The 12,936-nt window shown below is 41.6% G+C and carries 16 protein-coding genes; 6 read left to right on the top strand and 10 right to left on the bottom strand.

The genetic code is table 11. The features are described 5' to 3' along the window. Positions 1-497 precede the first annotated feature (497 nt). Positions 498-851, top strand: coding sequence for a hypothetical protein (locus tag WA279_RS15920; RefSeq protein ID WP_014476950.1), 354 nt, complete (start codon positions 498-500; stop codon positions 849-851). 25 nt (positions 852-876) lie between these two features. After that, on the top strand, positions 877-1,002 hold the full coding sequence (locus WA279_RS15915; protein ID WP_003231548.1) for a hypothetical protein: 126 nt from the start codon (positions 877-879) through the stop codon (positions 1,000-1,002). A gap of 46 nt (positions 1,003-1,048) precedes the next feature. Here the strand turns inward: WA279_RS15915 and parC are convergent, their stop codons facing one another. The 3 genes from parC to WA279_RS15900 form a co-directional block, all read right to left on the bottom strand. Further along, positions 1,049-3,469, bottom strand: a complete 2,421-nt coding sequence (parC, locus tag WA279_RS15910; RefSeq protein ID WP_014479945.1) for a DNA topoisomerase IV subunit A — start codon at positions 3,467-3,469, stop codon at positions 1,049-1,051. A 3-nt stretch (positions 3,470-3,472) separates the two neighbouring features. Further along, on the bottom strand, positions 3,473-5,440 hold the full coding sequence (parE, locus tag WA279_RS15905) for a DNA topoisomerase IV subunit B (RefSeq protein ID WP_336155953.1): 1,968 nt from the start codon (positions 5,438-5,440) through the stop codon (positions 3,473-3,475). 399 nt (positions 5,441-5,839) lie between these two features. After that, a complete protein-coding gene (locus WA279_RS15900) occupies positions 5,840-6,247 on the bottom strand; it encodes a CoA-binding protein (protein WP_335388988.1) in 408 nt (135 codons plus the stop codon). Between the two features lie 169 nt (positions 6,248-6,416). Here WA279_RS15900 and plsY point away from each other — a divergent pair, with 169 nt between their 5' ends. Both plsY and WA279_RS15890 read left to right on the top strand, forming a co-directional pair. Next, complete coding sequence (gene plsY, locus WA279_RS15895; RefSeq protein ID WP_003231560.1) at positions 6,417-6,998, top strand: glycerol-3-phosphate 1-O-acyltransferase PlsY; 582 nt, start codon at positions 6,417-6,419, stop codon at positions 6,996-6,998. Positions 6,999-7,085: 87 nt separating this feature from the next. Continuing rightward, complete coding sequence (locus WA279_RS15890) at positions 7,086-7,373, top strand: HesB/YadR/YfhF family protein (protein ID WP_003231562.1); 288 nt, start codon at positions 7,086-7,088, stop codon at positions 7,371-7,373. A gap of 30 nt (positions 7,374-7,403) precedes the next feature. Here the strand turns inward: WA279_RS15890 and WA279_RS15885 are convergent, their stop codons facing one another. The 7 genes from WA279_RS15885 to acnA form a co-directional block, all read right to left on the bottom strand. Beyond that, entirely contained in the window at positions 7,404-7,703 is a 300-nt protein-coding gene (locus WA279_RS15885) for a hypothetical protein (protein ID WP_021479774.1), read from the bottom strand. A gap of 15 nt (positions 7,704-7,718) precedes the next feature. After that, the gene (locus WA279_RS15880; protein ID WP_017696516.1) at positions 7,719-8,135 is read right to left on the bottom strand and encodes a YbgC/FadM family acyl-CoA thioesterase; all 417 of its coding nucleotides are present in this window, start codon (positions 8,133-8,135) and stop codon (positions 7,719-7,721) included. An 83-nt stretch (positions 8,136-8,218) separates the two neighbouring features. After that, positions 8,219-8,470: a small acid-soluble spore protein Tlp gene (tlp, locus tag WA279_RS15875; protein WP_251188430.1), complete on the bottom strand. Its 252-nt coding sequence runs from the start codon at positions 8,468-8,470 to the stop codon at positions 8,219-8,221. A 35-nt stretch (positions 8,471-8,505) separates the two neighbouring features. Further along, positions 8,506-8,652, bottom strand: coding sequence for an acid-soluble spore protein SspN (gene sspN / locus WA279_RS15870; protein ID WP_003221249.1), 147 nt, complete (start codon positions 8,650-8,652; stop codon positions 8,506-8,508). 64 nt (positions 8,653-8,716) lie between these two features. Beyond that, positions 8,717-8,842: an FbpB family small basic protein gene (locus WA279_RS15865; RefSeq protein ID WP_003244964.1), complete on the bottom strand. Its 126-nt coding sequence runs from the start codon at positions 8,840-8,842 to the stop codon at positions 8,717-8,719. Positions 8,843-8,921: 79 nt separating this feature from the next. Then, complete coding sequence (locus tag WA279_RS15860; RefSeq protein ID WP_336155952.1) at positions 8,922-9,434, bottom strand: redoxin domain-containing protein; 513 nt, start codon at positions 9,432-9,434, stop codon at positions 8,922-8,924. A gap of 71 nt (positions 9,435-9,505) precedes the next feature. Beyond that, the gene (gene acnA / locus WA279_RS15855; RefSeq protein WP_336155951.1) at positions 9,506-12,235 is read right to left on the bottom strand and encodes an aconitate hydratase AcnA; all 2,730 of its coding nucleotides are present in this window, start codon (positions 12,233-12,235) and stop codon (positions 9,506-9,508) included. Positions 12,236-12,462: 227 nt separating this feature from the next. On the opposite strand from acnA, the gene sspO reads away from it, so the two are divergent. Continuing rightward, entirely contained in the window at positions 12,463-12,609 is a 147-nt protein-coding gene (gene sspO, locus WA279_RS15850) for an acid-soluble spore protein SspO (RefSeq protein WP_003244839.1), read from the top strand. Between the two features lie 31 nt (positions 12,610-12,640). Then, positions 12,641-12,787 carry a small acid-soluble spore protein P gene (locus tag WA279_RS15845; RefSeq protein WP_003221237.1) on the top strand — a complete coding sequence of 49 codons (147 nt, stop codon included), beginning with the start codon at positions 12,641-12,643 and terminating at the stop codon, positions 12,785-12,787. The last annotated feature ends 149 nt before the right edge of the window (positions 12,788-12,936 follow it).

Here is a 12,936-nt window from a genome sequence, read left to right as displayed (position 1 = left end):
TTTCATCAATTCAATACGAATTCGATTTTGATGTTAGATTTTTTAACATAACGAGTTTTATTATATCACAATATGACGAATTAGGAAGTTTTTTCGAGAAGAATATTGTTATAGCCAGATGTTACTCTGTCGACCCCTTCTCTATTATTTTCCTACGAATAAAAACATTCCTTGCAAGCTGGCATTTAATTAAGAGTGCCCTATTAACAATGTAATCATTTCTTCCCATTCTCTTGCCTTTCTCTTTGATTTAGCACATAAATAAAGTAATAAACCCTAAACAACAAACATATCATTTAAAATATGTTTTTATTCACACCATAAACCGGGTATACATATGCTAATAAAAGAAGTTTTCTCTTTCAAAAATAAGCAAAAAGATATATACTTAACAAGGTTAAATTTATTTTTAAATTTAATAAATCAGGTTTACTTTTAGGATGGATTGGGGTATTATTATAAAAATATTCAGTAATATTAAAGGAGGGGGAGATCATTTGAAAAAAGTAACGATATTGAAAGCATCCATCTTATTCTTGGCGATTGCCAGTTTTCATTTGCTCTCAATTCCCCACGCCTTTGATATCGGTCATCATTATAAAGCCGTAGCCGACCAGCAGGAAATGCATGAGATGAAAGCCGGCCAAAATGCTGATGATGAGAAGAAATCCATCACAGGGGCATTTACACTGACCGCTTTATGGGCAATGGCTGTTCTGCTGCTGACCGCTGAAAGCAAAAGTACGGGATACTCCCGCAGACGTCAGCGGAAAAAAAGCTTTATACTGGCCAAATTTTATCAATCGTCTTATTTCGGCAAACTTCATGTTCAACATCACCCGATTATGTAACGAAAATATGAGGAGGCTGTTTAACATGTTGTTTATCTTAAGAATGGTGATTTTAGGCTTATTCTCTTTCACAGCGCTGAATTTATTTGTATGGCAGGGAATTGAAGTCATTCATGCGGTAACAGATCTATTCACCAACCATGAAAGCTGATAAAAAACAAACGAAACCCGCTCATATAGTATGAGCGGGTTTTTTATTATTGTTCTGTATGAAGGCGCCAAACAGCTGTAACCTTGCCTGATTCCTCTTCATCAAAAAAGAAAGAGCCATTGCTGTATCTGTCGTTTGTCCGTAACTCTTTTGCCTGCAGTTCTTTTCTGTCGCCTTTTTCTGTTTCTGCCATTAGTCGCTGTTCAAGACCGCAAGCGAACAGTGCTACAACTCGGTGAGGATTCTTTTTCAGTTCCCTTAGCATTACGACACCGCGTTTTGCGCGGGATGTCTTCTCGAACTCAGAAAGACTCATGCGTTTTACCGCTCCCCGCTGTGTGAACAAGACAATTGAATCAGATTGTTGAAGGATCTCACCGGAGACAACAAAGTCATCCTCTTTTAAGTTAATCCCTTTGACACCTGCCGCACGCGCGCCAACTACATTCACTTCGTCTTCTCCAAACCATAGACCGTACCCTAAGTGAGTGGCCATAAAGATCTGGCTTTCCCCATTTGTTACATGTACATCAATCAGTTCATCTTCACCCTTCAGATTTAAGGCCACAAGCGCCTTAGAATAACGCTGTGCTTTATAATGGGTGAGCTCTGTCTTTTTCACCATGCCGTTTTTCGTAAAGAATAGAAGATATGCCGACGGATCAAATTCTTTTATCGGTATGGCCTTTACAATCGTTTCATCACGGTCAATAGTGATCAGATTTGAAAAATGCTGGCCCATGTCCTTCCATCTGATATCAGGCAGCTGGTGAACAGGACAATAGATGTAGCTTCCTTTGTTTGTAAAGAGCAGCAGCACGTCCGTCGTATTCATTTCAAACTGATGCAGCATCCTGTCCGTATCTTTCATTCCGAAGTCCTGACCGTTGGAAGCGGCAAATGAGCGCTGGCTCGTCCGTTTTAGGTAACCATCCTTCGTAACGGTTACATATACATCCTCAGATGCAACCATGACTTCGAGATTGATTTTAATTTCTTCAATTTTTTCTTCAATCACGGAGCGTCTCGTATCTGCATATTTCTTTTTCAGTGCTTTTAAGCTGTTTGTAATCACTTTTAGCAGTTTTTTATCATTGCTCAGAATAGATTCGAGCTCTTCAATTTTTTTACCGAGCTCTTCTGCCTCTTCCTTAAGCGCTGTGATATCGGTATTGGTTAAACGATATAGCTGCAATGACACGATGGCTTCAGCCTGAGGCTCTGTAAATTCATATTTTGCGATCAAATTGTTTTTAGCGTCACGTTTATCGCTAGAAGAACGGATTGTTGCAATCACTTCATCCAAAATAGACAAAGCTTTCATGAGCCCTTCTACGATATGATGTCTGTCTTTTGCTTTTTGAAGCTCGTAAACGGACCGGTTTGTGACAACTTCCTTTTGGTGTCCGATATATGCATCCAAAATAGACGGCAGGCTCATCAGCATCGGACGGCGGTTATGGATAGCCACCATATTGAAGTTATATGTGATCTGCAAATCAGTATTTTTATATAAGAAATTCAAAATGCCTTTGGCATCAGCTTCTTTTTTCAGTTCAATGACCACTCTCAGCCCTGTTCGATCCGTTTCATCACGAACCTCTGAGATGCCTTCAACCTTTTTATCAATACGGAACTCGTCCATTTTTTTCACAAGGTTTGCTTTATTTACTTCAAATGGAATTTCAGTAATGACAATTTGTTCTCGTCCGCCTCTGATTGTTTCAATTTCAGCTTTTCCGCGGATAATGATTTTTCCTTTTCCTGTTTCGTAAGCTTTTCTTATGCCGTCAACGCCTTGAATAATACCGCCTGTCGGAAAATCAGGCCCTTTAATGACTTCCATGAGTTCATCAACAGAGCAAGATGGCATTTGAATACGCTTAATGACAGCATCAATGACTTCTCCCAGATGATGAGGGGGAATGTCGGTCGCGTATCCTGCTGAAATCCCGGTAGATCCGTTGACCAATAGGTTAGGAAACATCGCCGGGAGTACGACAGGCTCCTTGCTTGTATCATCAAAGTTCGGCACAAATTCAACCGTGTTTTTGTCAATATCCCGAAGAAGCTCAGATGCAATCGGAGATAATCGTGCCTCTGTATAACGCATGGCTGCCGGGGGATCTCCATCGATGCTTCCATTGTTTCCATGCATTTCGATTAACACATTACGAACTTTCCAATCCTGGCTCATCCGCACCATTGCTTCATAAACCGAGCTGTCACCGTGCGGATGATAGTTACCGATGACGTTACCGACCGTTTTGGCCGCTTTTCTGAAGTTTTTATCAAACGTGTTTCCATCTGTATGCATCGCATACAGAATTCTGCGCTGTACCGGCTTTAATCCGTCTCTCGCATCGGGCAGCGCCCTGTCTTGAATAATATATTTACTGTAGCGTCCAAAACGGTCGCCGATCACCTCTTCTAATGGTAAATCATGAAATAATTCTGGCTGTGACAATCATTAAACCTCCTCAGCGACCGATAAGTTTTCATTTTCTAAAATATTGCTTTCTTCATCTAAGCCGAAAGCGACGTTTTTCTCAATCCACTTTCTGCGCGGCTCTACTTTGTCTCCCATTAACGTCGTCACACGTCTCTCTACACGTGCCGCATCGTCAATTTTGACCCTAACAAGTGTGCGGGACTCCGGATTCATCGTCGTTTCCCACAGCTGGTCTGCGTTCATCTCTCCAAGACCCTTATATCGTTGAATGGTATAGCCTTTGCCGACTTTTTTCAGGACATCACCCATCTCTTCATCAGACCATGCATATTCAATGATTTCCTTCTTCCCGCTTCCTTTACTGACCTTATATAAAGGTGGCAATGCAATGAACACCTTGCCATGCTCAATGAGCGGTTTCATATAGCGATAGAAAAAGGTAAGAAGCAGCACTTGAATATGGGCGCCGTCAGTATCGGCATCGGTCATAATGATGATTTTGTCGTAGTTGATGTCATCGATTGAGAAATCTGCTCCGACTCCCCCGCCGATCGCATGAATGATCGTATTGATCTCTTCATTTTTAAAGATATCAGCAAGCTTAGCTTTTTCTGTATTAATGACTTTACCGCGTAAAGGCAGAACCGCTTGGAATCTGCGGTCTCTTCCCTGTTTGGCTGACCCGCCTGCTGAATCTCCCTCAACGAGATACAATTCATTTTTTGCCGGGTTTCTTGAACCCGCAGGCGTCAGCTTTCCGCTTAAAGTCGCTTCTGATTTTTTTCGTTTTTTGCCGCTTCTTGCTTCTTCACGGGCTTTGCGTGCCGCTTCGCGCGCCTGGCTCGCCTTGATTGCTTTTTTGACAAGAAGCGTTGCGGTGTCCCGATTTTCCTCTAAAAAGTAAGCAAGCTGCTCTGAAACAATCGCATCAACCGCTGATCTTGCTTCACTGGTACCGAGCTTTCCTTTTGTTTGTCCCTCAAATTGAAGAAGCTCCTCAGGAATGCGGACAGAAATAATGGCTGAAAGCCCTTCCCTTATATCGGTGCCTTCAAGGTTCTTATCCTTTTCTTTCAGCAAAGCCACTTTTCGCGCATATTCATTAAAAGCACGCGTCATCGCAGTTTTTGCACCTGACTCATGCGTCCCGCCGTCTTTTGTTCTGACATTGTTGACAAACGACAAAATATTTTCAGAATAACCATCGTTAAACTGGAACGCAAAGTCCACTTCTATAGAATGATGCTCACCCTCAAACGAGACCACTTCAGACAAGACGTCTTTTTCTTCATTTAAGTAAGTAACAAACGCTTCTATACCGTTTTCATAATAAAAGACCTCATGCTGGTCATTGCGTTCATCAATCAGCTCAATTTTCAGTCCTTTTAACAAAAACGCAGACTCTCTTAAGCGCTCAGAGAGCGTTTCAAAATTATAAGTGGTTGTGCTGAACATCGTTGGATCTGGCTTAAAGTGTGTAAGAGTTCCCGTCTTTTTTGTTTTGCCGATCTTTTCGAGAGATGTAACCGGTTTTCCTCCATTTTCAAATCGCTGCTGATAGACAAAACCGTCCCGCTCAATGGTAACCGTCAGCCATTCAGATAAAGCATTCACGACTGATGCACCAACTCCGTGGAGCCCACCGCTTGTCTTATAGCCGCCTTGGCCGAATTTTCCTCCGGCATGAAGCACCGTTAAAATCACTTCAGGGGTTGGTTTGCCGAGCTTATGCATTCCGGTCGGCATGCCGCGGCCTCTATCCTGTACAGAAATACTATTGTCTTTATGTATTTTGACGATTATGTGATCTCCATGGCCGGCAAGCACCTCGTCGACAGAGTTATCTACAATTTCATAAACCAAGTGGTGCAAACCTCGCGCGTCAGTAGAGCCAATATACATACCCGGCCTTTTCCTGACAGCCTCAAGGCCTTCGAGCACCTGTATGGCATCTTCGTTGTAATCAAATTGCTGTTTTCTAGCCAAACGTACAAACCCCTTTCAAAAACTAACATTGTCTTTCTCTTTTTCAGTGTTACACATCATTTGTATATAAGATATTTTTTATAAACCTCGCCTCGAGCCAGTACTGCCTTGGACTCCTCATTATAACCAATATGTTTGCAATCGCAACATAGAGCTAACGAATCAGTTCTTCTCAAAACATCGGCTAGTGCTGTTTTTACACTATGAGAACGTATGTTTGTTTATTATATATAAAGCAGCAGACCTTCGCAAATCGAACGGCCGAAACCCAGCTGGACAAGGTATTCAAAAAAAGCTGTTCAAGCTTTATTGTATCTGTTTCACCGTAATACGCAAACAATATCTTAAAATTAAAAAGCAAAAATCCTTGAATTTACAAGGATTTTTGCAGTTCTGCACCTATTTTGTTACAGCGTGTGCCACTTTTATGCACAGATCCATGATAACCGTTCTGCCTTTTTGTTTTAGCGTCTGGTATGCTTCCTCATTAACTAGCCCTTGCTGTGCCCAAAATACTGGCGCATCTGTCTCTAAAAACTCTTCCGCCACTTCAGGAAGCTGTTCTGAGCGCCGGAATACATTTACGATGTCAATCGGACCGTCAATCTCTTTTAAAGATGAAACGGCTTTGACACCTAGCGCCTCATCAATTGTCGGGTTCACAGGGATAATTTCATAACCCGCGTCCTGCATTGCTTTTGAAACCATATGTGACGTTCTATCCGGACGGTCTGAAAGCCCTACTACGGCTATACGTTTGCTTCTTTGAAGAATCTCTTTAATTTCCGCTTTAGAAGGGTTTTGCATCGTGTGTCACTCCTTTTTCACTTATTTTACACGATCAAAACAGGAGAAATCAAAATATGATGCATGTTTGATTGGATTTGTAAGCAAACTTTACAAAAAAACTTATCATCAGATCATGACATCTCATGTTAAAATAAAAAGAAGGGAATTTGAAAAAGGAGAAATGTAGATGTTAATTGCTTTATTGATTATTTTGGCCTACTTGATAGGCAGCATTCCATCTGGCTTAATTGTGGGCAAGCTTGCCAAGGGAATTGATATTCGGGAGCACGGAAGCGGCAACTTAGGCGCTACCAATGCATTCCGCACATTGGGAGTAAAAGCTGGTTCGGTCGTCATAGCCGGAGATATTTTGAAAGGGACACTGGCAACGGCATTGCCTTTTCTCATGCATGTTGATATTCACCCGCTTCTTGCAGGAGTCTTTGCGGTTTTAGGCCACGTGTTTCCCATCTTCGCCAAATTTAAAGGCGGTAAAGCCGTGGCGACATCAGGAGGCGTTTTGCTGTTTTACGCACCCCTGTTATTTATCACGATGGTTGCGGTATTCTTCATCTTTTTATACTTGACTAAATTTGTTTCTCTCTCATCGATGTTAACAGGGATCTATACTGTTATATATAGTTTCTTTGTCCATGATACGTATTTATTGATTGTCGTTACCCTGCTCACTATTTTTGTGATATACAGACACCGGGCGAACATTAAACGAATTATCAATAAAACAGAGCCTAAAGTAAAATGGTTATAAGCTTAAAAAACTTCTCTTTTGACACAGAATAGCCTAATACGTTTATAATAGAGAAAATTCAAATGAAGAACAAAGGGGTGTTCTGTTATGAATATGACAATTAACGAAGACGCATTGAACTGGTATAAAGAAGAACTCGATTTGGAAAGCGGAGACCAGGTTCGCTTTTTCGTCCGCTATGGAGGCTGCAGCAACGTTCAAAAGGGTTTTTCTCTCGGTGTAGCGAAAGATGCCCCACAAGAGGCTGGAGTCACTGCAGAAGCTGATGGCATTACCTTCTTTATTGAAGAAAGTGATTTATGGTACTTTGATAACCACGACCTTCTCGTCAGCTATTCAGAAGACGCTGATGAACCGGTTTTTGAATACCAATAAAAAAGAACGCACTTCATGTGCGTTCTTTTTTTACAAATGAAATCGTATAAGATGATCGGTTAGGTTTTCTTGTTCCAAAACATATTTTTGTGTTTCACCCAGCAGATCAAAGTGAGGAAATTCACTTTTCTTATGGATCCATTCTTTTTTTAACCCGTACGCCGCTCCCCACTGAACCAGCTTATCAATGTCTGCACAGCCGGCTTTTGTCACAGTCCTTGCTTCTGGAAATCGGTCATCCAGCCAGTAATGTGTTAAAAATGCGATTTCTCCTCTTTTCACTGCTTGTTTCCACCGGTTAAGTTCCTCCCGTTTCACACCAAACGCCATTTCCCGTTCACTTCCCTATTTTTTGGCCTTTTCATATGCTGTGTGCCAATCAGGAAAAGCTTTGCGGAATTGAATTGGCTTAAAGCTTTCTTTATCCACACAAATATGAGATGAGGTGGCTTTGATGGAAAGCTCACCGGCCGGATTATAAATGTGATAACCATAGACGGTTTTAAAGCCGTTATATTCCTCTATCCATGTATGTACAACCGCGGTTTCTCCGTAATGAAGCGGCTTTTTATAAGAAATATTGATATCAACGACTGGGGACAGAACGCCTCTCTTTTCCATATCACTATATAAAAATCCTAAGTCCTTGATTAAAGCTGTTCTGCCGACCTCCATCCACACAAGATAATTTGCGTGATAGACAATCCCCATTTGATCTGTTTCTGCATAACGCACTTCTATTTCTTTTTTTGATACATGCAAGATTACTCTGCTCCCTTAACGTCAATTTAGCCCCATTTTACCATAACCAAATCAGAAAGAAAAAAACCAGGTTTCCCTGGTTTTTAAGAACGGTATCCATTTTGTCTCGCTGCGGATTCGTCCTGTATTTCATTGCGAAATGCTTCAATGCTCTGTTCGCGTCTTGCATTTTTTTCTTTGATACGCTGTTTATCTTCTCCTGAAGCAAACTCCATTGATGCTTCTGCTTCTTCTATATTTTCAATTGTATTTTGAACCATATCCTGCAATTTTTCTACATTATCAGAACGATCATCAGGATTAGGCTGCTGATATTGATTTTTGTTCTTTGTCATCGGATGTACCTCCTAGAAATAAACTCGATTTTTCGCTACTCGCCTTTTGTCTGCATGATGATCGGCTGCTGTCCTGAAGTATCATGCATTTTTTCCCCTTTATTGGCTTTATATTTCACAGGCTTTGTACCCAAGTGGCTTGGAGCATATTGAGGCTGACCGTTTTTCTTGTTGTTTCCCATGCTTATCCCTCCTCAACAGATAGGTTTCTCAAAAGGAGGGGTAAACATGAATACAAATTAAAGGTTATTTTTGCTTAAATCGCTGTTCAAGCTTTTCCTCAAGCTGATTTAAATACTCTGTATTAGTCATCAGCTCTTTTTTGTTTTCCATGACGAGCTCATGAAAAGAACGTTTTCTCATCTTCTTCACGCTTCTCACCTCCGCATATTCTTTTATTTTTTCCAATTCTGAAAACTTGTAAGCATATCTGAACATAAAAAAACTGAATCTAATCAAGATCCAGTTTTTGTTCCATTTCTTTTTTTGTCATGGTGCCAATGTGTATGTCTTGAATAACACCTTTTTCATCCAAGATATATGTCGTTGGATATGACATCACGTTAAAATCAGCATTGATCCCTTTTTTATCAATCAGAATGGGGAACGTTAAATCATACGTATCAGCAAACGCTCGGACCTGTTTTTCACTTTTCTCAGCTGAAGTGAAATTTACCGCAACAACCGCAAGTTTGTCGGCGTACTCTTTTTGCAGCTCTTCCATCGCCGGCATTTCCTGACGGCACGGTTTACACCAAGTTGCCCAAAAATTGAGCAATACTTTTTTGCCTTGTGAATCCTTTAAGGAGCTTTTTTCTCCTGACAGCGTTTTCAAAGAAAAATCAGGTGCTTGTTGCCCCTCTTGAATTCCGACTTCTTTTTTGCTGTATGTTTGATATAAATTCCATCCCGTATAACCAGCAAGCATGATAAGCAGGATCCCTGCGAGCCATTTTTTCAGCATATGCCACCTCCGCAGCACATTGTGTCATAAAAAGAAGAGAAAGCGAAATGCCTTCTCTTCCTATTGATTCATCAGGACTGCTTCAATTTTTCACGAAGCACCATTTGAAGGATGCCGCCATGGCGGTAGTAATCAATTTCAACTTCACTATCAAAGCGGACGACTGCTTCAAAAGTTGTTACATTGCCGTCTTCATTGATTGCTCTTACAGTCACAAGGTCACGAGGACGAACTGTTTCATCAACATCTACCTCGATGACTTCTTTACCCGTTAAGCCGAGTGTATCCGCATTTTCACCTTGTTTAAACTGAAGCGGCAGCACACCCATGAATACAAGGTTGCTTCTGTGAATTCTTTCAAAGCTCTCTGCAATGACCGTTCTGATGCCGAGAAGGTTTGTTCCTTTTGCAGCCCAGTCACGTGAAGATCCCATACCATAGTCTTTTCCTGCTAATACGACAAGACCAGTTTTATCTTCTTTGTATTTCATGCACGCATCATAAATGGATGTTACTTCACCAGTTGGCCAGTACGTCGTAAATCCGCCTTCTGTACCCGGTGCGATTTGGTTTTTGATACGAATGTTTGCAAATGTTCCTCTCATCATGACTTCATGGTTTCCGCGGCGGGAACCGTAGGAGTTAAAGTCACGAGGTGAAACCCCTTTTTCTTGCAAATACTTTCCGGCAGGCGTATCTTTACCGATTGCACCAGCAGGAGAAATATGGTCAGTTGTGACTGAATCGCCGAATTTACCGACAACACGCAAACCTTTTAATGGTTCAACCTTGCCTGGTTCAACAGACATCTCTTCAAAGAATGGCGGGTTTTGGATGTAAGTTGACTCATTATCCCATTTATATAACGCTTCATCTGTTGTTTCAATCTCGTTCCAGCGCTCGTTGTCATCAAATACCGTTTCATACTCTTTACGGAAGAGCTCAGGCGTAACAGTTTGCTTAACAAGTGAATTGATTTCGTCTGTTGATGGCCAAATATCGTTAAAGTATACGTTTTGACCATCTTTACCCACACCGATCGGGTCGGTTTTCAGGTTAATGTTTACCGTTCCAGCCAGCGCATATGCCACAACAAGCGGCGGAGAAGCAAGGTAGTTTCCTTTAACAAGCGGGTGAATACGTCCTTCAAAGTTACGGTTTCCGGAAAGGACAGACGTAATCAGAAGATCATTTTTCGCAACCGCTTCTTCGATTTCTGGTGAAAGCGGACCCGAGTTTCCGATACATGTTGTACAGCCGTACCCAACGAGGTTAAAGCCAAGCTCTTTCATGTATGGAAGAAGGCCTGAATTCACAAGATATCCTGTAACGACTTTAGAACCCGGTGCAAGTGACGTTTTCACGTAATTAGGCACCTTAAGCCCTAACTCAACCGCTTTTTTCGCTACTAGTCCGGCGCCGATCAGAACATATGGGTTAGATGTATTCGTACAGCTTGTAATCGCAGCAATGGCAATCGCACCCGTTTTCATAACTGTTTCTTCGCCGTTAAGGAGTTTAAACTTAATTTCTTTATTTTCTTCCTCAGCGTTTAAACCGAACCCTTGGTTACCCGCAGGGCTGACTAAGTGCTTTTTAAACGTTTCCTGCATAGCAGAAAGCGGAATTAAATCCTGTGGACGCTTTGGACCTGATAAGTTCGCTTCAATTTGAGACAGATCAATTTCAACCACATCAGTAAATTGAGGGTCTTCCGCATCAGGAGTGTAGAACAAGCCATTGCTTCTGCAGTACGCTTCGACAACATCAATATGTTCAGGATCACGGCCTGTCAGGCGCATGTAGTTGAGCGCTTCTTCATCTACTGGGAAGAATCCGCATGTAGCACCATATTCCGGAGCCATGTTCGCAATTGTTGCGCGGTCTGCGAGCGGCAGTTCAGCAATTCCTGGCCCGAAGAATTCAACAAATTTACCGACAACGCCTTTTTCGCGCAGCACTTGTGTTACTTTTAACGCCAAGTCAGTAGCTGTTGTTCCGTTTGGAAGCTTGCCGACAAGTTTCGCGCCGATTACCTCTGGAACTGGGAAGTAAGAAGGCTGTCCAAGCATTCCCGCTTCAGCTTCAATTCCACCGACACCCCAGCCGAGAACACCGATACCGTTAATCATTGTTGTGTGTGAGTCTGTTCCGACAAGCGTATCAGGATACGTTACAAGCTCGCCGTCTTCTTCAATGGCATGGACAACACTTGCCAAGAACTCAAGGTTGACCTGGTGCACAATACCTGTTGCAGGCGGCACTGCCTGATAATTGTTAAACGCTTTCTTTGCCCAGCTTAAAAATTTGTAGCGCTCTGCATTTCTTTCGAATTCCAAGTCCATATTTACTGCTAATGCATCTTCTGTACCCGCTTTATCTACCTGTACAGAGTGGTCGATAACGAGATCAACAGGAATTTCAGGGTTGATTTTATCAGGATCTCCGCCGACAGCTGCCATTGCTTTACGCAGTGAAGCCAGATCTACTACTGCCGGAACCCCTGTGAAGTCTTGTAAAATAACACGAGACGGTTTGAACGGAACGTCGATATCCTTTAATTCGGCAGTTCCCCATTTTGCCAAATTTTCCACGTGTTCTTTTTTGATAACGAAGCCGTCAACTTGACGCAATACTGATTCTAAAAGAACTTTGATGGAATAAGGAAGCTTCGAAACCTTTCCTATACCTGAATCTTCTAACGCTTTTAAAGAGTAGTAATGATATGTTTTCCCATTTGTAGTAAACGTTTTTCTCGCTTGGAAAACGTCTTTTGCTGCAGTTTTTTGCTCGTTTGCCATTCTCCAAAATCCCCCTTCAGATCAGATCATTCTCAGATGAACATTATATTCCATCACAATTTTCTCACAATTTCATATTAAAACAAAATCATACATAAGTAAATATCAATGTTTTTATTAAATACAATAAGTTCGACTTATGAGAAAAATGTACCGGTAATTTTTACTGTTTACGCTCTCTCATATAACACAATAAAAGGAGCCATATTATGATTGAGGTGATAATGATGGTCAAAAGAAAAGCGAATCACGTCATTAACGGAATGAATGACGCAAAAAGCCAAGGCAAAGGCGCCGGCTATATTGAAAACGACCAGCTTGTACTGACTGAAGCAGAACGCCAAAATAACAAAAAAAGAAAAACCAATCAATAACACCGAACTCTTTTAAGGAGGTTCTCATTTTATGACCAATAAGAATACAAGTAAAGATATGCATAAAAACGCCCCTAAAGGACACAATCCCGGCCAACCTGAGCCTCTAAGCGGAAGCAAAAAAGTAAAGAACCGAAACCATACAAGACAAAAGCACAACTCAAGCCATGATATGTAAGAAAAGCAGACCTTAGTGTCTGTCAGGCTGTCGAGAAAATCTCGACAGCCTTTATTTTTCCCTTAAAATATCAATTCCCCTGTAATAAAATAAAAGAAAGACTGAAAAGGACGGTGTCTTTCTCATGTTCCACACAAGAAACTCTTCTC

The organism is Bacillus sp. 204(2023), assembly GCF_037027505.1.
Lineage (GTDB): Bacteria > Bacillota > Bacilli > Bacillales > Bacillaceae > Bacillus > Bacillus subtilis.
Note: the sequence above shows the minus strand (reverse complement) of the source record. Positions and strands in the feature narration are given on the sequence as shown.